At 43.0% G+C, this 25129-nt stretch carries 26 protein-coding genes; 22 read left to right on the top strand and 4 right to left on the bottom strand.

The window, feature by feature from the left end; genetic code table 11:
• The first annotated feature begins 47 nt into the window (after positions 1 to 47).
• The 5 genes from LG372_RS05125 to folK all read left to right on the top strand — a co-directional run bounded on the left by LG372_RS05125 (position 48) and on the right by folK (position 4537).
• The gene (locus LG372_RS05125; RefSeq protein WP_225742278.1) at positions 48 to 755 is read left to right on the top strand and encodes a CPBP family intramembrane glutamic endopeptidase; all 708 of its coding nucleotides are present in this window, start codon (positions 48 to 50) and stop codon (positions 753 to 755) included.
• A gap of 93 nt (positions 756 to 848) precedes the next feature.
• Positions 849 to 1823: a dihydropteroate synthase gene (folP, locus tag LG372_RS05120; protein WP_225742277.1), complete on the top strand. Its 975-nt coding sequence runs from the start codon at positions 849 to 851 to the stop codon at positions 1821 to 1823.
• A gap of 1 nt (position 1824) precedes the next feature.
• Positions 1825 to 3147, top strand: a complete 1323-nt coding sequence (locus LG372_RS05115) for a bifunctional folylpolyglutamate synthase/dihydrofolate synthase (protein ID WP_225742276.1) — start codon at positions 1825 to 1827, stop codon at positions 3145 to 3147.
• Positions 3128 to 3682, top strand: a complete 555-nt coding sequence (folE, locus tag LG372_RS05110) for a GTP cyclohydrolase I FolE (protein ID WP_000380916.1) — start codon at positions 3128 to 3130, stop codon at positions 3680 to 3682. Before LG372_RS05115 ends, folE begins: the two co-directional genes overlap by 20 nt.
• 42 nt (positions 3683 to 3724) lie before the next feature.
• Positions 3725 to 4537, top strand: a complete 813-nt coding sequence (folK, locus tag LG372_RS05105) for a 2-amino-4-hydroxy-6-hydroxymethyldihydropteridine diphosphokinase (protein ID WP_225742275.1) — start codon at positions 3725 to 3727, stop codon at positions 4535 to 4537.
• A 45-nt stretch (positions 4538 to 4582) separates the two neighbouring features.
• On the opposite strand, the gene LG372_RS05100 is transcribed toward folK, so the two are convergent.
• Positions 4583 to 4900 carry a DUF960 domain-containing protein gene (locus LG372_RS05100; protein ID WP_000886035.1) on the bottom strand — a complete coding sequence of 106 codons (318 nt, stop codon included), beginning with the start codon at positions 4898 to 4900 and terminating at the stop codon, positions 4583 to 4585.
• 236 nt (positions 4901 to 5136) lie between these two features.
• Between LG372_RS05100 and ccpA the strand changes: the two genes are divergently transcribed.
• Positions 5137 to 6147: a catabolite control protein A gene (gene ccpA / locus LG372_RS05095; RefSeq protein ID WP_001090628.1), complete on the top strand. Its 1011-nt coding sequence runs from the start codon at positions 5137 to 5139 to the stop codon at positions 6145 to 6147.
• A 51-nt stretch (positions 6148 to 6198) separates the two neighbouring features.
• On the opposite strand, the gene LG372_RS05090 is transcribed toward ccpA, so the two are convergent.
• Positions 6199 to 7161, bottom strand: coding sequence for an asparaginase (locus LG372_RS05090; RefSeq protein ID WP_049551593.1), 963 nt, complete (start codon positions 7159 to 7161; stop codon positions 6199 to 6201).
• 65 nt (positions 7162 to 7226) lie between these two features.
• Between LG372_RS05090 and LG372_RS05085 the strand changes: the two genes are divergently transcribed.
• Positions 7227 to 8618, top strand: coding sequence for a Cof-type HAD-IIB family hydrolase (locus LG372_RS05085; RefSeq protein ID WP_049487902.1), 1392 nt, complete (start codon positions 7227 to 7229; stop codon positions 8616 to 8618).
• 136 nt (positions 8619 to 8754) lie between these two features.
• Here the strand turns inward: LG372_RS05085 and LG372_RS05080 are convergent, their stop codons facing one another.
• On the bottom strand, positions 8755 to 9207 hold the full coding sequence (locus LG372_RS05080; RefSeq protein ID WP_000079148.1) for a universal stress protein: 453 nt from the start codon (positions 9205 to 9207) through the stop codon (positions 8755 to 8757).
• Positions 9208 to 9368: 161 nt separating this feature from the next.
• Between LG372_RS05080 and LG372_RS05075 the strand changes: the two genes are divergently transcribed.
• From LG372_RS05075 to LG372_RS05060, 4 genes are all read left to right on the top strand, one after another.
• On the top strand, positions 9369 to 9671 hold the full coding sequence (locus LG372_RS05075; protein WP_033681216.1) for a hypothetical protein: 303 nt from the start codon (positions 9369 to 9371) through the stop codon (positions 9669 to 9671).
• Between the two features lie 262 nt (positions 9672 to 9933).
• A complete protein-coding gene (locus tag LG372_RS05070; protein WP_000666476.1) occupies positions 9934 to 11148 on the top strand; it encodes a pyridoxal phosphate-dependent aminotransferase in 1215 nt (404 codons plus the stop codon).
• Between the two features lie 144 nt (positions 11149 to 11292).
• Positions 11293 to 11427, top strand: coding sequence for a 50S ribosomal protein L34 (gene rpmH / locus LG372_RS05065; protein ID WP_000831905.1), 135 nt, complete (start codon positions 11293 to 11295; stop codon positions 11425 to 11427).
• Between the two features lie 136 nt (positions 11428 to 11563).
• Complete coding sequence (locus LG372_RS05060) at positions 11564 to 13528, top strand: peptide ABC transporter substrate-binding protein (RefSeq protein WP_225742274.1); 1965 nt, start codon at positions 11564 to 11566, stop codon at positions 13526 to 13528.
• Between the two features lie 288 nt (positions 13529 to 13816).
• Here LG372_RS05060 and LG372_RS05055 read toward each other — a convergent pair whose 3' ends face one another.
• Positions 13817 to 15661 carry an APC family permease gene (locus tag LG372_RS05055; protein ID WP_049551938.1) on the bottom strand — a complete coding sequence of 615 codons (1845 nt, stop codon included), beginning with the start codon at positions 15659 to 15661 and terminating at the stop codon, positions 13817 to 13819.
• Positions 15662 to 15818: 157 nt separating this feature from the next.
• Here LG372_RS05055 and LG372_RS05050 point away from each other — a divergent pair, with 157 nt between their 5' ends.
• The 11 genes from LG372_RS05050 (at position 15819) to LG372_RS05000 (ending at position 25081) form a co-directional block, all read left to right on the top strand.
• On the top strand, positions 15819 to 16592 hold the full coding sequence (locus LG372_RS05050) for a TatD family hydrolase (RefSeq protein WP_225742273.1): 774 nt from the start codon (positions 15819 to 15821) through the stop codon (positions 16590 to 16592).
• On the top strand, positions 16592 to 17158 hold the full coding sequence (gene rnmV, locus LG372_RS05045) for a ribonuclease M5 (protein ID WP_070482206.1): 567 nt from the start codon (positions 16592 to 16594) through the stop codon (positions 17156 to 17158). The genes LG372_RS05050 and rnmV overlap by 1 nt, the downstream gene beginning before the upstream one ends.
• Before the next feature lie 107 nt (positions 17159 to 17265).
• Complete coding sequence (locus tag LG372_RS05040; protein ID WP_061590030.1) at positions 17266 to 17601, top strand: hypothetical protein; 336 nt, start codon at positions 17266 to 17268, stop codon at positions 17599 to 17601.
• Positions 17598 to 18470 (top strand): 16S rRNA (adenine(1518)-N(6)/adenine(1519)-N(6))-dimethyltransferase RsmA, encoded by an 873-nt coding sequence (gene rsmA / locus LG372_RS05035; RefSeq protein ID WP_004255823.1) that lies wholly within the window; start codon positions 17598 to 17600, stop codon positions 18468 to 18470. The genes LG372_RS05040 and rsmA overlap by 4 nt, the downstream gene beginning before the upstream one ends.
• Before the next feature lies 1 nt (position 18471).
• Complete coding sequence (rsgA, locus tag LG372_RS05030; RefSeq protein WP_070480172.1) at positions 18472 to 19350, top strand: ribosome small subunit-dependent GTPase A; 879 nt, start codon at positions 18472 to 18474, stop codon at positions 19348 to 19350.
• Positions 19351 to 19360: 10 nt separating this feature from the next.
• Positions 19361 to 20017 carry a ribulose-phosphate 3-epimerase gene (gene rpe, locus LG372_RS05025; RefSeq protein WP_225742272.1) on the top strand — a complete coding sequence of 219 codons (657 nt, stop codon included), beginning with the start codon at positions 19361 to 19363 and terminating at the stop codon, positions 20015 to 20017.
• Positions 19980 to 20642: a thiamine diphosphokinase gene (locus LG372_RS05020; protein WP_049510776.1), complete on the top strand. Its 663-nt coding sequence runs from the start codon at positions 19980 to 19982 to the stop codon at positions 20640 to 20642. The genes rpe and LG372_RS05020 overlap by 38 nt, the downstream gene beginning before the upstream one ends.
• A 1-nt stretch (position 20643) precedes the next feature.
• On the top strand, positions 20644 to 21900 hold the full coding sequence (gene rmuC, locus LG372_RS05015) for a DNA recombination protein RmuC (RefSeq protein WP_185760955.1): 1257 nt from the start codon (positions 20644 to 20646) through the stop codon (positions 21898 to 21900).
• The gene (locus LG372_RS05010; protein WP_049492793.1) at positions 21890 to 22831 is read left to right on the top strand and encodes a 3'-5' exoribonuclease YhaM family protein; all 942 of its coding nucleotides are present in this window, start codon (positions 21890 to 21892) and stop codon (positions 22829 to 22831) included. The genes rmuC and LG372_RS05010 overlap by 11 nt, the downstream gene beginning before the upstream one ends.
• Before the next feature lie 105 nt (positions 22832 to 22936).
• Positions 22937 to 23764 (top strand): pur operon repressor, encoded by an 828-nt coding sequence (purR, locus tag LG372_RS05005; RefSeq protein WP_004238844.1) that lies wholly within the window; start codon positions 22937 to 22939, stop codon positions 23762 to 23764.
• A gap of 66 nt (positions 23765 to 23830) precedes the next feature.
• Complete coding sequence (locus LG372_RS05000) at positions 23831 to 25081, top strand: diaminopimelate decarboxylase (RefSeq protein WP_225742271.1); 1251 nt, start codon at positions 23831 to 23833, stop codon at positions 25079 to 25081.
• Positions 25082 to 25129: the final 48 nt, after the last annotated feature.

The raw sequence follows: 25129 nt of genomic DNA, 5'->3' as shown, positions 1-25129 counted from the left end.
TTACCCAGGGGGATTTTTCCCCTTTTTTAATACCAAGGAGATAGGTGATGAAAGAGAAAAATATGTGGAAAGAATTATTGAATCGTGCAGGTTGGCTGTTAATCTTTTTTCTGGCGACAATTTTATATCAGATTCCTATAGGGGTTACTGCTATTTTAACTTTAAATGCAGTACCACTGTTGCAGTCAGGACTGATAGTTGCTGGTGTTTCGATTGTGATTCTGGTGCTGTTTATTATTGGAGCTCGTAAAACGCAGTTAGCAAGTTTTAATTTTTCTTTTTTTAGAGCGAAGGATTTGGCACGTTTGGGCTTGAGTTATTTAGTTATTATCGGGTCAAATATACTTGGTTCTATCTTGTTACAACTGTCAAATGAGACGACAACAAGTAACCAGTCTCAGATTAACGATATGGTTCAGAATAGTTCTCTGATTTCCAGTTTCTTCTTATTGGCCTTGCTTGCTCCGATTTGTGAGGAAATCTTGTGCCGTGGGATTGTTCCTAAAAAGATTTTCCGAGGCAAGGAGAACTTGGGATTTGTAGTCGGTACGATTGTATTTGCTTTATTGCATCAACCAAGTAATTTACCTTCTTTATTGATTTATGGAGGTATGTCGACAGTTCTATCTTGGACGGCTTACAAGACCCAACGTTTGGAAATGTCTATCTTACTTCACATGATTGTGAATGGGGTTGCTTTCTGTTTGTTGGCTCTCGTGGTGATTTTGAGTCGGACATTAGGGCTTTCTGTTTAAGATTTTTGACAATTGCTTACTTGTTTCTACTGGGAAAAAGATGAATGCAATCGTGTCCATCTTTTTCTTTTTATGGTAAAATAGAGAAATAATATGGTGAAAAGCCTTGAGGGAGTGACCGATATGTCAAGTAAAGCAAATCATGCAAAAACAGCTATTTGCGGAATTATCAATGTAACCCCAGACTCCTTTTCGGACGGTGGTCAATTTTTTGCTCTTGAGCAGGCACTCCAGCAGGCTCGTAAATTGATAGCAGAAGGAGCCAGCATGCTAGATATCGGTGGAGAATCGACTCGGCCGGGAAGTAGCTATGTTGAGATAGAAGAGGAAATCCAGCGTGTTGTTCCAGTAATCAAAGCTATTCGCAAGGAAAGTGATGTCCTCATCTCTATTGATACTTGGAAAAGTCAGGTGGCAGAGGCTGCTTTGGCTGCTGGTGCTAATCTAGTCAATGATATCACTGGTCTCATGGGTGATGAAAAAATGGCGGATGTGGTTGCTAAGGCTGGTGCGAAAGTAGTCATTATGTTTAATCCAGTCATGGCGCGACCTCAGCATCCTAGCTCGCTCATATTTCCTCATTTTGGTTTTGGTCAAGCTTTTACAGAGGAAGAGTTAGCTGACTTTGAAAAAATGCCAATCGAAGACTTGATGGAGGCTTTCTTTGATAGAGCCTTAGCGAGAGCAGAGGAAGCTGGTATTGCACTAGAAAATATCCTGTTGGATCCAGGAATTGGCTTTGGTCTGACCAAGAAAGAAAATTTGCTTCTTTTACGGGACCTGGATAAACTCCATCAGAAGGGCTATCCAATCTTTCTTGGAGTGTCGCGCAAGCGGTTTGTCATCAATATCCTTGAAGAAAGTGGGTTTGAGGTCAATCCTGAGACAGAGCTTGGTTTCCGAAATCGGGACACAGCTTCGGCTCATGTAACTAGTATCGCTGCGAGACAGGATGTAGAAGTGGTGCGCGTGCATGATGTAGCTAGTCACAGGATGGCAGTTGAAATTGCCTCCGCCATTCGTCTGGCTGATGAAGCGGAAAATCTAGATTTAAAACAATATAAATAAGATGAAAGAAATCGAAAACAATCAGTGGATTGCCCACTATCGGACGGACCAACCGCATTTTGGCTTGGAACGAATGGTGGAACTATTAGCTTTGCGTGGCAATCCCCATCTCAAACTCAAGGTCATCCATATCGGAGGGACCAATGGCAAGGGTTCGACCATTGCTTTTTTGAAAAATATGTTGGAAAAGCTAGGGCTGAGAGTTGGCGTGTTTAGCTCGCCCTATCTCATTCATTATACAGACCAGATTAGCATCAATGGGGAATCTATCCCAGAGGCTAGACTAGAAGCTCTCATGGTGGACTATCAGTCTTTGCTTGAGGGGGAATCGGCTGCCAATTTGCAGGGGACAACTGAATTTGAGATAATTACAGCTATAGCCTATGACTACTTTGCTTCAGAGCAAGTAGATGTGGCTATCATGGAAGTCGGCATGGGTGGACTTTTGGATAGTACCAATGTCTGCCATCCCATTTTAACAGGCATTACGACTATTGGACTGGACCATGTAGCCCTACTTGGTGACACCTTGGAAGCCATAGCAGAGCAGAAAGCTGGTATTATCAAACAAGGAATTCCCTTGGTGACAGGTCGTATCGCTCCAGAAGCCTTGGCTGTGATTGACCGCATTGCGGAAGGGAAAGATGCGCCGAGACTTGTCTACGGGACAGATTATCAGGTCAGCCATCAAAAGAGTGTGGTTACAGGCGAAGTCTTTGACTATACAAGTGTTGTCAGACAAGGTCGCTTCCAGACTGGCCTGCTTGGTTTGCACCAGATAGAGAATGCTGGGATGGCCATAGCTTTACTTGATACTTTTTGTCAAGAAGATGGTCGAGAACTAGCAAGCAATCACTTGCTTGCTCAAGCTTTGGAAGAAACAAGTTGGCCAGGGCGTTTGGAAATCGTGTCAAGAGATCCCTTGATGATTTTGGATGGAGCCCACAATTCCCATGCTATCAAGGCTTTATTAGCAACCTTGCAAGAACGCTTTGCGGATTATCGTAAGGAAATCCTCTTTACTTGCATCAAAACCAAGGCCTTGGAGGATATGTTGGATTTGTTGGAGCAAATCCCAGATACCGAGCTTACCCTGACACATTTTGACGATAGTCGGGCGACTGATGAAAACGTGCTGGAAGAGGCAGCTAAGTCTAGAAATCTCAGCTACCAAGATTGGCAGGATTTTCTAGAGCAGAAATTGACAGATAAAAAAGAAGAGAAAAAAACAGTTAGGATTGTCACGGGTTCCTTGTATTTCTTGAGCCAAGTGAGAGCCTATCTGATGGAGAGGAAGAACGAAAATGGATACACAAAAGATTGAAGCAGCTGTAAAAATGATTATCGAGGCTGTAGGAGAGGACGCTAACCGTGAGGGCTTGCAGGAAACACCTGCTCGTGTGGCTCGTATGTACCAAGAGATTTTTTCAGGTCTTGGTCAAACAGCGGAGGAACATTTGTCAAAATCCTTCGAGATTATTGACGATAATATGGTGGTAGAAAAGGATATCTTTTTCCATACCATGTGTGAACACCACTTTCTACCATTTTATGGTAGAGCGCATATTGCCTATATTCCAGATGGTCGTGTGGCAGGTTTGTCTAAGCTAGCCCGTACAGTTGAAGTTTATTCGAAAAAACCACAAATTCAAGAACGTTTGAATATCGAAGTGGCCGATGCCTTGATGGACTATCTAGGTGCTAAAGGAGCCTTTGTTGTCATTGAGGCGGAACATATGTGTATGAGCATGCGAGGTGTCAGAAAACCAGGCACTGCAACCTTGACGACAGTAGCTCGTGGTCTATTTGAAACAGATAAGGACCTCCGAGATCAGGCTTATCGTTTAATGGGACTGTAAAAAAAATCCGCTTTGGGCGGATTTTTCTAGAAAGGAATCATTATGGATCAACTGAAGATTAAGGATTTGGAAATTTTTGCCTATCATGGTCTTTTTCCTAGTGAGAAAGAATTGGGGCAGAAGTTTGTCGTTTCAGCCATCTTATCTTATGATATGACCAAGGCGGCTACAGACTTGGATTTGACAGCCTCTGTCCATTACGGAGAATTGTGTCAGCAGTGGACGACATGGTTTCAGGAAACGAGTGAAGATTTAATTGAAACGGTAGCTTATAAACTGGTAGAACGTACTTTTGAGACCTATCCTCTTGTCCAAGAAATTAAGCTGGAACTGAAAAAACCTTGGGCGCCAGTGCATTTGCCACTAGATACTTGCTCGGTAACCATTCATCGCCGCAAGCAACGAGCCTTTATCGCCCTAGGAAGCAATATGGGAGATAAACAAGCAAATTTGAAACAAGCCATTGAGAACATGCGAGCTCAAGGTATCCATATTCTCAAAGAGTCCAGTGTCTTGACGACGGAGCCTTGGGGAGGTGTCGAGCAAGATAGCTTTGCTAATCAAGTGGTTGAGGTTGAAACCTGGTTGCCGGCCCCAGTTCTATTAGAGACCTTGTTAGCCATTGAGTCAGAGATGGGACGGGTGAGAGAAGTACATTGGGGGCCTCGTTTGATTGATTTGGACTTGCTCTTTGTGGAGGATCTGATTCTTTATACAGACGACCTTATCTTGCCTCATCCTTATATAGCGGAACGCCTTTTTGTCCTTGAGTCCTTACAGGAAATTGCGCCTCATTTTATCCATCCGACATTAAAGCAACCGATCCGCAACTTGTATAATGCTTTGAAACAATAGAAAAAACTCTAGTTTTCAGTCACTTGCAACTGAAGGCTAGAGTTTTTAAAATAGGTCATTTTCTTCTGGGAGGAGGATAGTCTCTCTACCATCCATATCTAAAACCAGAACTCTCGGGGGATAAAGAGGGTCGAAAGGGTGGTTAAAGTCAAAATCAATGGCTGTAGGGAGGTGTTGACTTGAGAAGTGGAAGGTAATTTTTCCTTGGTTATTGAGCAATTGAAACTCGAGTTCTTCCTCCAATTCAAAGACATTTTTTAAGAAGTGGTCGATGATGTACCAAAAAGAGTCAATAACATCATCAGGCAAGCTGGTAACAATGCCAAAACTAGCTGACCGCATATGGGTATTGGTAAAAGCCATATTTATTCCCCCTTTCTTTTCCCTTATCATACAGCAAATAGGATTAAAAATCAAGAAAAGGTGATTTTTTCTTCATAAACATAGCTTCCTATGAAATTTTTTCAAATAATCTTCAAAAAACGCTTGAAAGTGTTTACAAATAGTGATAAAATGGAATAAGTAGAACCATGAAAACGAAATTTTCATACCGTCTCTTTTTTGGAGTCTCGTGAGGTATGATATAGAAAGGAAATGGAATGAATACAGACGATACAGTAACGATTTATGATGTCGCCCGTGAAGCAGGAGTTTCGATGGCGACGGTTAGCCGTGTAGTCAATGGCAATAAGAATGTAAAAGAGAATACTCGAAAAAAAGTGCTTGAGGTGATTGACCGTTTGGATTACCGTCCAAATGCAGTGGCGCGTGGTCTTGCAAGTAAAAAGACAACCACTGTCGGAGTTGTGATCCCAAATATTACCAATGGCTATTTCTCAACGCTTGCTAAAGGGATTGATGATATCGCTGAAATGTACAAGTACAATATTGTCCTTGCTAATAGTGATGAGGATGATGACAAGGAAGTTTCAGTTGTCAATACCCTGTTTTCTAAGCAGGTAGATGGTATCATCTTTATGGGGTACCACTTGACTGAAAAAATTCGTTCAGAGTTTTCTCGTTCTCGAACACCAGTTGTTCTTGCAGGAACTGTGGATGTAGAACATCAGCTTCCAAGTGTCAATATTGACTACAAACAAGCAACGATTGATGCAGTAACCTACCTTGCTAAAGAAAATGAGCGCATTGCTTTCGTAAGCGGTCCGTTAGTGGATGACATCAATGGTAAGGTTCGTTTGGTTGGCTACAAGGAAGCCTTGAAAAAAGCAGGTATTTCTTATAGCGAAGGATTGGTATTTGAATCTAAATACACTTATGAAGATGGTTATGCCTTGGCAGAACGCTTGATTTCATCAAACGCAACTGCAGCAGTTGTAACAGGTGATGAGTTGGCAGCGGGTGTCTTGAACGGCCTTGCTGATAAGGGTGTGTCAGTACCAGAAGAGTTTGAAATCATTACTAGTGATGATTCGCAAGTCTCACGCTTTACCCGTCCAAACTTGACAACTATCGCCCAACCTCTTTATGACCTTGGTGCTATTAGTATGCGTATGTTGACTAAGATTATGCACAAAGAAGAGTTGGAAGAACGTGAAGTTCTCTTACCTCATGGTTTGACAGAACGTCGTTCGACACGAAAACGGAAATAGAAAAAATCAGGGAATCGTGAAGATTTCCTGATTTGTTTTTAGAGAAGAGACTTAGCCTTCCATATAGTCTTTCAAAGCCTGTCCGGTTAGTCCAGCATTGAGGGCAATGAGGAGTTTCAAGCGGGCTTTTTGGGCGTTGAGTTCTTTAACAAAGAAGACACCTGCTTTTTGCAACTGCACGCCCCCACCTTGGTAGGCATAAACAGGTTCTGCAATACCGTTAAAGCATCGTGAAACCAGGGCGACTGGGATTCCTTTTTGTAGAAGGCTTTCTAATTTTTGAGCCGTTTCTTTGGGAACATTGCCCGCCCCGAAGGCTTGGATAATCAAACCGTCCAATTGTTCCAAATCCAGCATATCAATCAGCTCATCTGTCATACCAGCATAAGCCGAGATGATAGGGACTAAGCCTTGTATGTGATTAAGGTCAAAGCGAACACGAGGTTCAGCTGTTTTGAAGTAGAGGATTTCCCGCTTCGTAATCAGACCAAGTGGCCCATGTGTTGGGGTCTGGAAGGTGCCGACGTTGGTCGTATGCGTTTTGGTAACATACTTGGCAGCATGGATTTCATCGTTCATAACAACCAAAACCCCTTTGTCCGCAGCCCTGTCATCGCTAGCCACCCGTAAAGCACTCAGATAGTTATAAACACCGTCGCTGCCGAGTTCGTTAGAGCTACGCATGGCACCTGTTAGAACGATAGGCATATGGGGAACTTCCATGGTATCAAGGAAATAGGCTGTTTCCTCTAAAGTATCGGTCCCGTGTGTGATCACCACTCCATCGTAGTTATCAGCTTCCTCTTTAATTTTTTGGTAGAGGGCCAGCATATGCTTGGGTTTGATATGGGGGCTTGGCAGGTTAAAAAAGTCTAGGGCGTGGACTTGGATTCCTTCAAGAGGATTGGACACATGGTTCATGGGATTATCTGAACTAGTTACAACAGCGCCAGAAGCATCGGCCTGCATGGAAATAGTTCCGCCCGTATGTAAAACAAGGATTTTCTTAGGCATGATTTACTCACTCTTTCTGAAATGTGGTATAATCATTGTATCACAAAAGGGGAGATTGGGATAGGATGGAAGTCAAAGCTGTTTTTTTTGATATCGATGGAACCTTGGTTAACGATCGCAAGAGTGTTTTGAAATCCACTAAGGACGCGATTAAGATTGTCAAAGAACAAGGGGTGCTTGTTGGTGTAGCAACGGGTCGAGGACCTTTTTTTGTTAAGGAATTGATGGACGATTTAGATCTAGATTTCGCAGTAACCTATAATGGCCAGTATATCTTTACTAAAGACAGAGTCTTGTTCACGAGTCCTATTTCCAAGTTACATTTGCGCCAGCTTATTACGTATGCTAAAAAAGAGGGTAAGGAGATTGCCCTAGGGACCAAGGATGCCATGTTGGGTTCTAAAATCATGTCCTTTGGTTTGGGTTCTTTTTCCCAACGAATCAGTCGCTTCGTTCCCTCGGTTTTAACTCGGACAGTGAGTCATTCCTTTAATCGTATGGTCAGCAAGGTTGTTCCCCAAAAGGAAGAAGACCTACTTGATCTAATGAATCAGCCCATCTACCAAGTTTTGATGCTGATGACGCCAGAAGAATCTGAGAAGGCGGCGGCTGATTTTGAAGATTTGAAATTGACACGTAGCAATCCTTTTGCAGCAGATGTCATCAATCAAGGAAACTCTAAATTGGAAGGCATTCGACGAGTCGGGAAAGAATATGGTTTTGATCTCAACCAAGTCATGGCCTTTGGTGACTCAGATAACGACCTAGAAATGCTGGCGGGTGTCGGTATGTCGGTCGCTATGGGAAATGGTAGTAGCAGTGTCAAGGAAGTGGCCAAGCACATCACCACTAGCAATCAGCAAGACGGAATCCACAAGGCCTTGGAACATTTTGGTGTTCTGGCCTCAGAAAAAGTCTTTGTCAGCCGTGACTATCATTTCAATAAGGTCAAGACCTTCCACCACATGATGGATGAACGGACCCAAGAAGAACCACGAGCTTGGGATTTAGAAGGTGCAACCCACAGGGCTGGCTTTAAAATAGAAGAATTGGTGGAGTTTGTTCGAGCAGCCAGTCCCTCTGAAGAGGACTTTGGTCAAGCACTATCGCAACTTCATCAAGCTCTTGATAAGGCAGCAGATAAAGTAGCTAAGAAGACGCCTGCTCAGCAAGATTTGATAGGGCAGGTAGATGCCCTGATTGACACGCTTTATTTTACCTATGGTAGTTTTGTTTTGATGGGGGTGGATCCAGAACGTATTTTTGATATTGTTCATCAGGCCAATATGGGGAAAATTTTCCCAGATGGCAAGGCTCATTTTGATCCAGTGACCCACAAAATCTTAAAACCAGATGATTGGGAAGAAAAATATGCTCCAGAACCTGCGATTAAAAAGGAACTGCAGCGCCAGCTCAAGGCTTATGAACGCCATAAAGAGAGAAATAATACTCAATGAAAATCAAAGAGCAAACTAGGAAACTAGCCGCAGGCTGTACTTGAGTACGGCAAGGCGACGTTGACGTGGTTTGAAGAGATTTTCGAAGAGTATAAATAGTAAACAAAAAGGAGCTAGGGGCTCCTTTTCTTTGTGATTATAAGGTTTTTTCTTGTTCTCTCACCACCAGCAAATCGACCTTAGCATGGCGGAGAATGTATTCAGATGAAGAACCGACCAAGAGGCGTTCAAAGGCGTTGAGACCAGTTGCGCCAACGAGGATGAGGTCCACTTCTTCAGCATCGGGAATAGTACGTGCCAAGAGGGTTTTTGGATTTCCCATTTCAATGACGATATGAACATCTGCCACACCAGCATCTTTAGCACGTTTTTCGTACTCTTTCATCAGACTTTCAGCGTCGACTTGGAGTTCTTCGTAAACTTCAGCATCAAAGGTGGATACGCTTTGGAGCGCGCGTGTGTCAATGACATGTGCGATGGTGAGCTTAGCGTCGTTTCGTAGAGCAGAATGAACTCCCTTGACAAAAGCCAAGTCCGCTTCTTTAGAACCATCGATTGCGACCATGATATTTTGGTAACGTTGTGCCATAATGAAACCTCCTGAAATTTTCTTACTATTATTGTAAACCTTTTCACTATAGAAGTAAAGTAAAAAAAGTATTTTTCAAAAGAATGTTAGCGCTTAAAAACTATATAAATATATGATAAAATAAAAGAAAGGATAGCAGGAAACAAGTGAAGGGAGGGAGAATGATGAAAAGCTCTTTTCAAGAAACAAAAAATTCAAATTTCCTTTATTATGGAATCATCCTAGCTTCAGTCTTGCTAGAAGTTATCATGGTCTGGCAATTAGAGAAGCTAATTCCGCTTCTCTATCCAGGTTTTGTTGGCTTTTTAGTCTTTCACCTACTCTACCATTTTCTATTATTCCTGGTTGCAAAACGAAGTGGGCGTTGGGATTACTTGATGATATGGGGGCTTTTCCTCATGTTCAATCTTCTTTATGACTCCTTTTTAGGCTTGCTTTTTCTAGGTTTATCTTTTGGTATGTGATGTGACTTTCGCAAAATATCTGCTATCTCCCCTGTCTTGGCCTCGCTTTTAGCGAGGTTTTTCTTCTATCTTAATCTAGTAAAACTCAATGAAAATCAAAGAGCAAACTAGGAAACTAGCCGCAGGCTGTACTTGAGTACGGCAAGGCGACGTTGACGTGGTTTGAATTTGATTTTCGAAGAGTATAACACATTTCAGTAAACTTGTCGCATTCTCTTTCTAGTGGTATAATGTTACTATCCTGATGAATTGAGGAAACAAGATGAAAGAATATAACAAGTCTAGTAAGTTAGAGCATGTTGCCTATGATATCCGTGGTCCTGTTTTGGAAGAAGCCATGCGTATGCGAGCAAACGGAGAAAAGATTTTACGTCTGAATACAGGAAATCCAGCAGAATTTGGCTTTACAGCGCCAGACGAGGTCATTCATGACTTGATTATGAATGCGCGGGATAGTGAAGGTTACTCTGACTCCAAAGGTATTTTCTCAGCCCGTAAGGCCATTATGCAGTATTGTCAACTGAAGAAATTTCCAAATGTAGATATTGATGATATCTACCTTGGAAATGGTGTTAGTGAGTTGATTGTCATGTCTATGCAGGGGCTTTTGGACAACGGGGATGAGGTTTTGGTACCAATGCCAGACTATCCTCTCTGGACAGCCGCTGTCAGCCTAGCTGGAGGAAATGCCGTTCACTATGTCTGTGATGAAGCTGCAGAATGGTACCCAGATATTGACGATATTAAGTCAAAAATCACTTCCAATACCAAGGCAATCGTCCTTATCAATCCAAATAACCCAACTGGAGCCCTTTATCCTAAGGAACTCTTGCTGGAGATTATTGAGATTGCCCGTCAAAATGATTTGATTATCTTTGCGGATGAAATTTACGACCGCATGGTCATGGATGGTCATGTGCATACGCCTGTCGCTAGCTTGGCACCAGATGTTTTCTGTGTCAGCATGAATGGTCTATCAAAATCTCACCGTATCGCTGGTTTCCGTGTAGGTTGGATGGTCTTGTCTGGACCTAAGACTCATGTCAAGGGCTATATCGAAGGGCTCAATATGCTGTCCAATATGCGCCTTTGCTCTAACGTTTTAGCTCAACAAGTCGTGCAAACTTCCTTGGGTGGTCACCAATCAGTCGATGAATTGCTCCTTCCAGGTGGTAGGATTTATGAACAAAGAAACTTCATCTACAATGCTATTCAAGATATTCCAGGTTTGTCTGCGGTTAAACCCAAGGCTGGGCTCTATATCTTCCCTAAAATCGACCGCAATATGTACCGTATCGATGATGATGAGCAATTTGTCCTTGATTTCTTGAAGCAGGAAAAGGTTCTCTTGGTTCATGGTCGAGGCTTTAACTGGCAGGAACCAGACCACTTCCGTATTGTTTACCTTCCTCGTGTTGATGAACTAGCCCAAATCCAAGAAAAGATGACTCGTTTCTTGAAACAGTATCGTAGATAGGGCTTACATTCGAAAAAGCTGGAAACATTTGCCTTGAGCTATTGACAAAAGTAAAAGAATCAGATAGAATAGTAAAGTATGTTTAGTAACTGATCACTTTATAGCCGGCTAAACGAATACAAAATCTATGAGGAGGTATTCATCGTGAAACGTACTTATCAACCAAGTAAACTTCGTCGTGCGCGCAAACACGGATTCCGTAACCGTATGTCAACTAAAAACGGTCGTCGCGTATTGGCAGCTCGTCGTCGTAAAGGACGCAAAGTTTTGGCTGCATAATCCAAACGAACCATAACAAAAATCAGTAGGAACTCGAGTCTACTGATTTTTATTTTTGTAAAAAAGTACAAAAAGCTTTATATTTTTGCTCGAATAGTGTATAATATTTCACATACTGTAAAAATGGAGAATAATCATGAAGAAATCAAAAGTTATGCTTTTTGGAGCTGTAGCTTTGACAGCAGGTCTAGCTTTAGCAGCGTGTGGATCATCTCAATCAAGTAATGCAGACAAGACTTACTCTTATATCTTTGTCAATAACCCAGATACCTTGGATTATATTACCTCTACACGAGACTCTACATCTAGTATCACAACCAACTTAGTTGATGGTTTGTTGGAAAATGACCAGTATGGAAATCTCATTCCCTCTATGGCTGAGTCATGGACAGTGTCAAAAGATGGCTTGACTTACACTTATAAGATCCGTCAGGGAGCTAAATGGTACACTTCTGAAGGAGAAGAGTATGCGGACGTAACGGCTCATGACTTTGTGACTGGTCTCAAGTATGCGACTGATAAAAAGGCTGAAAACTTGTACTTGGTACAAGACTCTATCAAGGGTCTAGCAGACTATGTTGAAGGGAAATCATCTGATTTTGCAACTGTTGGTGTTAAGGCAGTGGATGATTACACGCTACAATACACTCTCAACCAACCTGAGACTTATTGGAACTCTAAAACAACAGCAAGTATCCTTAGTCCTGTAAATGAAGCCTTCTTGAAGTCTCAGGGAGATGACTTTGGAAGTGTGACACCATCAAGTATCTTGTCAAATGGTCCTTACTTATTTAAATCATTCACATCCAAATCTTTGATTGAACTTGACAAAAACCCTAATTACTGGGATAAGGACAATGTTAAAATCGAGAAAGTGAAACTCTCTTTCTTTGACGGTTCTGACCAAGACAGCATTGCCAGAGGTTTCTTGGATGGTAATTATACAGATGGTCGTATCTTCCCAACAAGTTCAGTATTTGCTGAACTCAAGAAGGGCAATGAGGACAAGATTACCTACACACCGCAAAACTCAGTTACTTTCTATTATCTTTTCAACGTGAATCGTCAAAGCTACAAGCAGACTATGAAACAGTCTGATAAGGAAAAGACAGATTCACGCGCAGCTATGCAAAATAAGGATTTCCGTCAGGCTATCAACTTTGCCTTTGACCGTCATGCTTATGCAGCACAGACAAATGGTGAAGAAGGAGCAGACCGTATCTTGCGTAATACGGTTACACCAAGTGACTTTGTCCAAGTTGGCGATAAGAACTTCGGTGACATTGTCAATGAGAAAATTGTCAACTACGGTAAAGATTGGGCAAATATCAATCTAAACGATGGTAAGCAAGCCTTCTTGAATCCTGAAAAGGCCAAAGAGAAGTTTGCGAAGGCCAAAGAAAGTCTGCAAGCACAGGGAGTAACTTTCCCAATTCATTTGGATATGCCAGTTGACCAGACTGCTAAGTTGGATGTGCAACAGGCTGGATCTTTCAAACAAACAGTGGAAGAAACCCTTGGTAAGGATAATGTTGTCATCGATGTTATCCAACTTTCTCCAGATGAAAAAGACCAGGCAACCTACTTTGCAGATACAGCAGAACAAAAAGACTACGATATTGACATCTCAGGATGGGGTGGAGACTACTCAGATCCTAAGACTTACCTAGCGATTCTAGACCCAGAGACAGGTTCTCAGTTGAAAAATATGGGCTTGTCTGAAGGAAAAGACAAGGAAGTCAAGGATAAGATTGGTCTTGCTGACTACAAGAAACTCTTGGATCAGGCTGATGCGGAAATCACAGATACTCAAGCTCGCTATGAAAAATATGCTGAAGCCCAAGCTTGGTTGACAGATAGTGCCCTCTTCCTACCAGTTCAAAGTGGTGGAGCCAACCCAATCTTCCGTAAGAGTGTACCGTTTACAGGTCCATTCTCATTCGTTGGTCATAAAGGAAATGCGGACAACTACAAATATGTTGAATTGCAAAAAGAGCCAGTCACGGCTAAACAGTATCAAGAACTCTATGAAAAATGGCTGAAAGAAAAAGCTGAGTCAAATAAAAAAGCTCAGGAAGATTTAGCTAACCACATTCAATGATATTCCTAGTCATGCTTTTCAGTTAATACTCTTCGAAAATCTCTTCAAACCACGTCAGCGTTGCCTTACCGTATATATATGTTACTGACTTCGTCAGTTCTATCTACAACCTCAAAACAGTGTTTTGAGCTGACTTCGTCAGTTCTATCTACAACCTCAAAACAGTGCTTTGAGCAGCCTGCGGCTAGCTTCCTAGTTTGCTCTTTGATTTTCATTGAGTATAGGCATAGTGACTGGTTTCAGAAAAAGGCCTTACCAGACGCTTTTGATTCTGGTAGGGCCTTTTCTTTATTCTTTTAAGTGATAGGAGTAGCTAGCGACAACGACGTCTTGGTGCCAACGAAGGGCGTATTTGAGTTTGAGGCTCATTTGATTGTGTAGAATATTTTGCCAAGGTTTATTAGGGATAAACTGGGGAACGAGGACAGTGACTGTATAGTTCTTTTTCTGGGCATCTTCAGAGATTCGTTTGACATACTTGACAGTAGGGGTGATGATGTCGCGGTAGCTGGTCTTGATATTTTTCAAAGTGATATTTGGGAAGTAATCAGCAAATTCTTGGAGAATTTCTTGGTCTTTTTCTGCTGTTTCCTTAGTAGAAATATGCATGGCTAGGACTTCGTCACCGATACTTTGAGCGTAGTTAATGGCTCCGACACTGACTCGGGTGACATTTCCTACTAGGACCAGAACCAGATTGCCGTCGTAAGTACGTTTTTCGATGCCTTCATAGAGTCGCAGTTGTTGAGCTACTTTTTGGTAATGACTGTGAATCGCCAAGAAGAGTAGGGTGAGTACGAGAATAATCGGGAAGAAAGGCCAGATATCACTGAGACGGAAAAAGAGCAAGATTAGTACAATCGCGTAGCAAATGATAGCTCCAAGAATATTGGCAAGGGCAGGTTTTAAGAAATTTGCCCCTTTTTCTTTTTTCCAATGGCGAATCATCCCAGTCTGAGAAAGGGCAAAGGGAACGAAGACCCCGATAGTATAAAGGGGAATCAAACGTTCGGTATTGCCATTAAAAATGAGAAGAAGAATCATAGCTCCAAATGCCAGAGTTAAAATTCCATTAGAGTAGCCTAGGCGGTCTCCTTTTTCCATAAAGAGATGGGGCATGTATTTGTTTTTAGCCATATTGTAAGCTAGCATAGGGAAGGCTGAAAAGCCAGTATTTGCAGCTACGGCTAAAATCAAGGCTGTGGAGAATTGGAAGATATAATAGCCAAGGTGACCTAAGAAGGAATTACCAAGGATGCCTTGAGCCATCTGTGAAAGAATAGTTTCTCCGTGTTGAGGCAGAATCCCCATCCAGTAGTTTAGGAAGGTAATGCCTGCAAAAAGAAAACCTAAAATCAGTGACATAATGGTCAAGGTTTGAGCGGCATTCTTTTCTTTTGGAGCCTTGAAAAAGGGAACGGCATTTGAAATAGCTTCAACCCCTGTCAGAGAGGCAGAGCCGCTGGTAAAGGCTCTTAGAATGAGAACGATAGACAGGCTCGGAACAGTATGCCCAATAGGTGAAGTTGCCTGATAGCTGAGAGACCCTGTCATTAGTTGAAAGATTCCATAGAGCAAGAGAAAGACAGTACTGATGATAAAGAGATAGACAGGAATCATCAGTGAACTGGCAGATTCTTTCAACCCTCGTAAGTTCAAGAGCATGAGCAAGCAAACCAGAAAAATGGAGATGTGGAGGTTGTAAGGGTGGAGGGCAGGGAGAGCTGCTGTGATAGCGTCAGCTCCAGATGAAACAGATACCGCTACGGTTAGCATATAGTCAACCAGAAGACTACCTCCAGCAATCAAGCCAAGTTCTGGAGATAGATTTTCTCGAGTAACCATATAGGCCCCTCCCCCTTGAGGATAGGCATGGATGATTTGACGGTAGGAAACGGTCAGGCTAGCTAGAAGCAGGAGGACAAAGAGGCCGATAGGAAGGCTCCACCATATAGCTAGAGGAGAGAGACTAGCCAAGACGAGGACTACTTGCTCAGGTCCATAGGCGATGGAGGACAGAGCGTCGCTTGACAACATGGCTAGTGCCTGCATTTTTCCCAGTAGTCCCCCTTCGCCTTCGGTTAAGGATTTAAGAGGACGACCGATAAAGGTCTGTTTTAATTTTGTAAACATAGTTGTTTCCTTTGTTGAAAAATTCAATAAGTGTTATTATACTGCTTTGGAAAAAGAGCGTCAAGAGATGATAATGGGTTTTAGAATATTTTTTACAGATGAGGAGAGAGGTCAGTTTTTTTGCTATAATAGTAGATAGAAAACGAGGTTAGAAGAGATGATTTTTGATACACATACACACTTGAATGTAGAAGAATTTGCTGGCCGTGAGGCAGAAGAAATTACCTTGGCTACTGAGATGGGTGTGACACAGATGAATATTGTTGGTTTTGATAAACCGACGATTGAGCGTGCCTTGGAGTTGGTGGATGAGTATGACAAACTTTACGCAACTATTGGTTGGCATCCGACAGAAGCTGGAACTTACACAGAGGAGATTGAAACCTACTTGCTTGACAAGCTCAAGCATCCAAAGGTAGTTGCCTTGGGTGAGATTGGTTTGGATTATCATTGGATGACGGCGCCAAAAGAGGTGCAGGAGCAGGTTTTTCGTCGTCAGATTCAATTATCTAAGGACTTGGATTTGCCTTTTGTTGTCCATACTCGTGATGCGCTGGAAGATACCTATGAGATTATCAAAAGTGAGGGCGTTGGTTCTCGTGGTGGGATTATGCACTCATTTTCAGGGACGATTGAGTGGGCAGAGAAGTTTGTCGCGCTTGGCATGACTATTTCCTTCTCAGGAGTGGTGACTTTTAAGAAGGCCACTGATATCCAAGAAGCGGCTAAAGAGTTACCTTTGGACAAGATTTTGGTGGAAACGGATGCTCCCTACTTGGCTCCTGTTCCTAAACGTGGTCGTGAAAATAAAACAGCCTATACTCGCTATGTAGTGGACTTTATCGCTGACTTGCGTGGCATGACGACCGAGGAGTTATCGGCAGCAACGACTGCAAATGCAGAGCGCATTTTTGGATTGGACAACAAGTAATGAAAGAAAAAATTTCCCAAGTTATCGTGGTCGAAGGGCGAGATGATACGGCCAATCTCAAACGCTATTTCGATGTAGAGACCTATGAGACACGAGGTTCTGCCATCAATGAGCAGGATCTAGAGCGGATTCAGCGTCTACACCAACGCCATGGAGTCATTGTCTTTACAGACCCAGATTTTAATGGGGAGCGGATTCGTCGCATGATTATGACGGCTATTCCAACAGTTCAGCATGCCTTCCTCAAACGAGATGAAGCTGTTCCCAAGTCCAAAACCAAGGGACGTTCTCTGGGAATTGAGCATGCCAGTTATGAAGATTTAAAAACGGCCCTAGCTCAGGTGACAGAGCAATTTGAAAACGAGAATGAGTTTGATATCAGTCGTAGCGACTTGATTCGCCTTGGTTTTCTAGCAGGAGCAGACAGCCGCAAGCGTAGAGAATATCTAGGAGATGCTCTCCGACTCGGCTATTCCAACGGCAAGCAACTTCTCAAGCGCTTAGAACTATTTGGAGTAACCTTGGCAGAAGTGGAAGAAGCTATGAAATCTTATAAGAATAGTTAAGCAGCCACCAAATGTAAGGGGAATGTGTTACAATAGAAGTAAGTAGATTTATGTCAGGGGATTCACTCTGATAATATTTAAATAGATATTTATAAGGAAAGAGTGAAATGAAAATACGAGTTGATAGAGATTCTGTCTGTATGGGTGATGATGTATTACCTCATGAGGTAGAATTTGAAGTTCCGGAAGACATGACGGTGAAAGATTTTTTTGATTTTTTAGAAATGGAGCGTTACCTACCTTCTGTCCAAGGGAATAATGTTGCATGGGAACTTCGTAATCGAAACGGGGAACATGGAGTTTATTTCACCAAAACACGAGAAATTATTCATCCAGATGCACTCCTAAAAGAGATGGTGGAAGGATTTGATGGAACACCTTTATTTGTTTTGCTCTATCATGCTACTCCAGAAACTTACTATATTAGAAAAGAGAATAAATGAGAATTGCAGATTACAGCGTGACCAAGGCAGTGCTAGAGCGTCACGGATTTACCTTTAAAAAGTCCTTTGGGCAAAATTTCTTGACGGATACCAATATCCTTCAAAAAATCGTGGATACGGCTGAAATTGATGACCAGGTCAATGTCATCGAAATCGGGCCAGGTATTGGTGCCTTGACCGAGTTTCTGGCTGAGCGTGCAGCTCAAGTCATGGCCTTTGAGATTGACCACCGTTTGGTGCCAATTTTGGCAGATACCCTGCGTGATTTTGACAATGTGACCGTGGTCAACGAGGATATTCTCAAGGTTGACTTGGCGCAACATATCCAGAATTTTAAAAATCCTGACCTGCCAATCAAGGTAGTGGCTAATTTGCCTTATTACATCACGACACCTATTCTCATGCACTTGATAGAGAGTGGGATTCCTTTTAGTGAGTTTGTGGTTATGATGCAAAAGGAAGTGGCGGACCGCATTTCCGCTCAACCGAATACCAAGGCTTATGGTAGCTTGTCGATTGCGGTTCAGTACTACATGACTGCCAAGGTTGCCTTCATCGTGCCTCGTACGGTATTTGTGCCAGCGCCAAACGTGGACTCTGCTATTTTGAAAATGGTGCGTCGTCCAGAGCCGGCTGTAGCAGTGGAAGACGAGAACTTCTTCTTTAAGGTTTCCAAGGCTAGTTTTACCCATCGCCGCAAGACCTTATGGAATAACTTGACAGGTTACTTTGGTAAGACTGAAGAGGTCAAGGACAAGCTGACCAAGGCTTTGGACCAAGCAGGCTTGTCACCAAGTGTGCGTGGGGAAGCTCTCAGCTTGGCAGAATTTGCCAGTCTAGCAGATGCACTTAAAGGGCAAGGACTCTAAGATGCAGGGACAAATCATTAAAGCCTTGGCTGGGTTCTATTATGTAGAGAGTGATGGCCAGGTCTATCAAACACGCGCGCGTGGGAATTTCCGTAAAAAAGGTCATACACCCTATGTTGGGGACTGGGTTGATTTTTCTGCCGAGGAAAATTCAGAAGGCTATATCCTCAAGATTCACGAACGCAAAAACAGCCTAGTCCGTCCGCCTATTGTCAATATTGACCAAGCTGTAGTAATCATGTCTGTCAAGGAACCTGATTTTAACAGCAATTTGTTGGATCGTTTTTTGATTCTTTTGGAGCACAAGGGTATCCATCCAATCGTCTATATTTCCAAGATGGACCTACTGGAAGATAGAGGGGAACTGGATTTTTACCAACAGACCTATGGTGATATCGGCTATGACTTTGTGACCAGTAAAGAGGGACTCCTGCCTTTGTTAACAGGCAAGGTTACAGTCTTTATGGGGCAGACAGGTGTTGGGAAGTCAACTCTTCTCAATAAAATCGCACCAGACCTCAATCTTGAAACAGGAGAAATTTCAGACAGTCTGGGTCGTGGGCGCCACACTACTCGAGCAGTTAGTTTTTATAATCTCAATGGAGGTAAAATCGCAGATACACCGGGATTTTCATCCTTGGACTATGAAGTGTCAACGGCTGAAGACCTCAATCAGGCCTTCCCAGAGATTGCTACTGTCAGCCGAAACTGCAAATTCCGCACTTGTACCCATACCCATGAGCCGTCCTGTGCAGTGAAGCCGGCAGTAGAAGAGGGTGCCATTGCTACCTTCCGTTTTGACAACTACCTGCAATTCCTCAGTGAAATTGAAAATCGCAGAGAAACCTATAAAAAGGTCAGCAAAAAAATTCCAAAATAAGGAGAAACCTATGTCTCAATACAAGATTGCTCCGTCAATTCTGGCAGCAGATTATGCCAACTTTGAACGTGAAATCAAACGCCTAGAAGCAACTGGTGCAGAATATGCCCATATCGATATCATGGATGGTCATTTTGTACCGCAAATCAGTTTTGGTGCAGGTGTGGTCGAAGCTCTTCGCCCTCATAGCAAGATGGTCTTTGACTGCCACTTGATGGTAGCTAATCCAGAGCATCATTTAGAAGACTTTGCGCGTGCAGGTGCCGATATCATCAGCATCCATGCGGAAGCAACGCCTCATATTCATGGCGCCCTTCAAAAAATTCGTTCACTCGGAGTTAAGCCTTCAGTCGTTATCAATCCTGGCACACCAGTTGAAGCCATCAAGCACATCCTTCATCTAGTTGAGCAAGTCTTAGTCATGACGGTTAACCCTGGATTTGGCGGTCAAGCTTTCCTACCAGAAACCATGGATAAGGTTCGTGAGTTGGTTGCTCTTCGTCAGGAAAAGGGTTTGAACTTTGAGATTGAAGTGGATGGTGGGATTGATGACCAAACTATTGCTCTAGCCAAAGAAGCTGGTGCGACCGTTTTTGTAGCAGGTTCCTATGTCTTTAAGGGAGATGTCAATGAGCGAGTACAAACTCTCAGAAAACAACTGGACTAGGGTTGCCGTTTTTGCAGGAGGAGACCGCGGTCACTACCGTACAGACTTCGATTGCTTTGTCGGAGTGGATAGAGGTTCGCTTTGGGTCTTGGAGGAAGATTTGCCTCTTGCTCTAGCAGTCGGAGATTTTGATTCTGTGACGGAAGAAGAGCGACAGGTGATTCAAAAACGTGCCCAGCATTTTGTCCAAGCCCGACCAGAAAAAGATGATACAGATTTGGAATTGGCTCTCTTAACCATCTTTGAGAAAAATCCTCAGGCTCAGGTCACTATTTTCGGTGCTTTGGGTGGACGTATTGATCATATGCTGGCCAATGTTTTTCTTCCTAGCAATCCCAAGTTGGCGCCTTATATGCGCCAGATAGAAATTGAGGATGGGCAAAATTTGATTGCCTATTGTCCAGAAGGAACCAGTCAGCTAGAACCCCGCTCGGACTATGACTATCTAGCCTTTATGCCGGTTCGGGATAGCCGGCTGACCATTCTTGGAGCTAAGTATGAGTTGACAGAGGAAAATTTTTTCTTTAAAAAAGTGTACGCTTCTAACGAATATATAGATAGGGAAGTTTCGGTGACTTGCCCAGATGGTTATGTGGTCGTGTTGCATAGCAAGGACAGGAGATAGGATGGAAAGTTTACTTATTCTATTATTGATTGCTAACCTGGTAGGCCTCTTTCTCATTTGGCAAAGGCAGGATAAGCAGGAAAAATATCTGACCAAGAGCTTGGAGGATCAGGCAGATCACTTGTCAGACCAGTTGGATTACCGCTTTGAACAAGCCAGACAAGCCAGTCAGTTGGATCAAAAAGACTTAGAAGTGGCTGTCAGCGACCGTTTGCAAGAAGTGCGAATGGAATTGCACCAAGGCCTGACTCAGGTCCGTCAAGAAATGACAGAGAATCTCTTGCAAACTAGGGATAAGACCGACCAACGTCTTCAAGCCCTGCAGGAATCAAATGAGCAACGTTTGGAACAAATGCGCCAAACAGTCGAGGAAAAACTAGAAAAGACCTTACAGACACGCTTGCAGGCTTCCTTTGAGACAGTTTCCAAGCAATTGGAGTCTGTCAATCGTGGTCTTGGAGAAATGCAGACAGTTGCCCGTGATGTCGGAGCCCTTAATAAGGTTCTCACTGGAACCAAGACGCGAGGGATTCTGGGTGAATTGCAATTGGGGCAAATTATTGAGGACATCATGACACCTGCACAGTACGAACGAGAATACGCAACGGTTGAAAACTCCAGTGAACGAGTGGAGTATGCCATTAAGTTACCCGGACAAGGAGACCAAGAATACGTCTATCTACCAATTGACTCCAAGTTTCCATTGGCTGATTATTACCGCTTGGAAGAAGCCTATGAAGCAGGTAACAAGGATGAAATCGAACGGTGTCGTAAGTCGCTCTTAGCAAGCGTCAAGCGCTTTGCCAAGGATATCAGGAGCAAGTACATAGCACCGCCTCGGACGACTAATTTTGGAGTTTTGTTTGTTCCGACAGAAGGTCTCTACTCAGAAATCGTCCGCAATCCTGTCTTCTTTGATGATTTGAGACGGGAGGAGCAGATTATTGTCGCAGGTCCAAGTACCCTGTCAGCTCTCCTCAATTCCCTATCAGTTGGTTTCAAAACTCTCAATATCCAAAAGAGTGCCGATCATATCAGCAAAACGCTTTCCAGCGTCAAGACCGAGTTTGGCAAGTTTGGTGGCATTCTGGTCAAGGCACAAAAACATCTCCAACATGCCTCTGGCAATATTGATGAACTATTAAATCGTCGCACTACAGCTATCGAGCGAACGCTCCGTCACATTGAGTTATCAGAAGGTGAGCCTGCGCTTGATCTACTCCATTTCCAAGAAGATGAGGAAGAATATGAAGATTAGTCACATGAAAAAAGATGAGCTATTTGAAGGCTTTTACCTAATCAAGTCAGCTGACCTGAGGCAAACTCGAGCTGGGAAAAATTACCTAGCTTTTACCTTTCAAGATGATAGTGGCGAGATTGAAGGGAAACTCTGGGATGCCCAACCTCATAACGTTGAGGCCTTTACCGCAGGTAAGGTTGTCCACATGAAAGGACGCCGAGAAGTTTATAACAATACCCCTCAAGTCAATCAAATTACTCTCCGCCTGCCTCAGCCTGGTGAACCCAATGATCCAGCTGATTTCAAGGTCAAGTCGCCAGTTGATGTCAAGGAAATCCGTGACTATATGTCGCAAATGATTTTTAAAATTGAAAATCCTGTTTGGCAAAGGATTGTCCGAAATCTCTACACCAAGTATGATAAGGAATTTTACTCCTATCCAGCTGCCAAGACCAACCATCATGCCTTTGAAACGGGCTTGGCCTATCATACGGCGACCATGGTGCGTTTGGCAGATGCTATTAGCGAAGTTTATCCTCAGCTCAATAAGAGCCTGCTCTATGCGGGGATTATGCTGCATGACTTGGCTAAGGTCATCGAGTTGACGGGACCAGACCAGACCGAGTACACAGTGCGAGGCAATCTTCTTGGGCATATCGCTCTGATTGATAGTGAAATTACCAAGACAGTGATGGAACTCGGCATTGATGATACCAAGGAAGAAGTCGTTCTGCTCCGCCACGTCATCCTCAGTCACCATGGCTTGCTTGAGTATGGAAGTCCAGTCCGTCCACGCATTATGGAGGCAGAGATTATCCATATGATTGACAATCTGGATGCTAGCATGATGATGATGTCAACAGCTCTTGCTTTGGTGGATAAAGGAGAGATGACCAATAAAATCTTCGCTATGGACAATCGTTCCTTCTATAAACCAGATTTAGATTAATAATTTAAGAAAAATGAGCATTTTTTAGGATAAGAATGTTCGTTTTTTTATGTGAATATGGTATAATAGATAAAATATCAAAATTAAATGAAGTGGGAAATAGAAATGAAATTGAGAAGAAGTGATCGGATGGTTGTGATTTCCAACTATTTGATTAATAATCCTTATAAACTAACTAGTCTTAATACTTTTGCTGAAAAGTATGAATCTGCTAAATCATCCATCTCAGAGGATATCGTAATTATCAAACGCGCCTTTGAGGAAATTGAAATCGGTCATATCCAGACAGTAACTGGTGCTGGTGGTGGTGTCATTTTCACACCATCAATCTCAAGCCATGATGCCAAGGAAATGGTTGAGGACTTGCGTGCCAAGTTGTCAGAAAGTGACCGTATCTTGCCAGGTGGCTATATCTACCTGTCTGATTTGCTTAGCACACCAGCTATCTTAAAAAATATTGGTCGCATTATTGCCAAGAGCTTTATGGACCAAAAAATTGATGCCGTTATGACCGTAGCGACTAAGGGTGTTCCACTTGCAAATGCAGTTGCCAATGTCCTCAATGTTCCTTTTGTTATTGTGCGCCGTGACCTGAAAATTACCGAAGGTTCAACTGTCAGCGTCAACTATGTTTCAGGTTCAAGTGGTGACCGCATTGAGAAAATGTTCCTTTCAAAACGCAGTCTCAAGGCTGGCAGCCGTGTCTTGATTGTGGATGACTTCTTGAAAGGCGGAGGAACTGTCAACGGGATGATTAGTCTCTTGCGTGAGTTTGATTCAGAATTGGCAGGTGTAGCGGTCTTTGCGGATAATGCTCAAGAAGAACGCGAAAAGCAGTTTGACTACAAATCACTCTTGAAGGTAACCAATATTGATGTCAAGAACCAAGCTATCGATGTTGAGGTTGGTAATATCTTTGACGAAGATAAATAAGAGATAGAACTAAAGGTTGGAACGATTGTCCCAGCCTTTCTTTGCAAATAGAATAGAAGGAAACTTATGAAAACACCATTTATCAATAAAGAAGACTTAGAAAAGATTGTTGCCGAGTTCCCAACTCCCTTTCACTTATATGATGAGAAGGGGATTCGTGAGAAGGCAAGGGCCGTCAACCAAGCCTTTTCGTGGAACAAGGGCTTTAAGGAATATTTTGCAGTTAAGGCTACTCCAACACCAGCTATTTTAAAAATTCTCCAAGAGGAAGGCTGTGGTGTGGACTGCTCTAGTTATGTGGAGCTCTTGATGAGTCATAAACTGAATTTCCCTGGTTCTGAGATCATGTTCTCTTCAAACAACACGCCAGACAAGGAATACGCCTATGCGCGTGAATTGGGTGCGACCATTAACTTGGATGCCTTTGAAGATATTGAACATCTAGAGCGTGCAGCAGGCATTCCAGAAATCATCTCTTGTCGTTATAATCCTGGAGGCGTTTTTGAACTGGGGACAGACATCATGGACAATCCTGGCGAGGCTAAGTTTGGCATGACCAAGGACCAGCTCTTTGAAGCCTTTGCCATCTTGAAGGAAAAAGGAGCTAAGACATTTGGGATTCACTCCTTCCTAGCATCTAATACCGTCACCCATCTCTATTATCCAGAGTTGGCTCGTCAGCTTTTTGAATTGGCTGTTGAAATCAAGGAAAAGTTGGGCATTTCGCTAGACTTTATCAATCTTTCCGGCGGTATTGGAGTCAACTATCGTCCAGACCAGGAGCCAAATGATATCGCCTTGATTGGTGAAGGGGTGCGTAAGGTGTATGAAGAGGTTCTTACGCCAGCAGGTCTTGGTCAGGTCAAGATTTTTACCGAATTGGGTCGTTTTATGTTGGCACCTCACGGTGCTTTGGTCACAAGAGTCACTCATAAGAAGGAAACCTACCGTACCTATCTCGGTGTGGATGCATCAGCAGTCAACCTCATGCGTCCAGCTATGTACGGAGCTTACCATCATATTACTAACGTGACTCATCCAGATGGACCAGCTGAAGTGGTAGATGTGGTTGGTTCACTCTGTGAAAACAATGATAAATTTGCAGTGAATCGCGAACTGCCTCATACAGAAATCGGTGATTTGCTGGTAATTCATGATACAGGTGCTCACGGTTTTTCCATGGGCTACCAGTACAATGCTAAACTTCGTTCTGCGGAAATCCTCTATACCGAAGAAGGAAAAGCCCGTCAAATCCGCCGTGCAGAGCGCCCGGAGGACTATTTTACAACCTTGTATGGTTTTGATTTTGAAGAATAAAATGATAAGTAATTGAAAATGAAATTGAAAAACAGATTGCTTTCTAAA

Origin of the sequence: Streptococcus sp. Marseille-Q5112 (genome assembly GCF_916700555.1) — a bacterium.
Lineage (GTDB): Bacteria > Bacillota > Bacilli > Lactobacillales > Streptococcaceae > Streptococcus > Streptococcus symci.
Note: the sequence above shows the minus strand (reverse complement) of the source record. Positions and strands in the feature narration are given on the sequence as shown.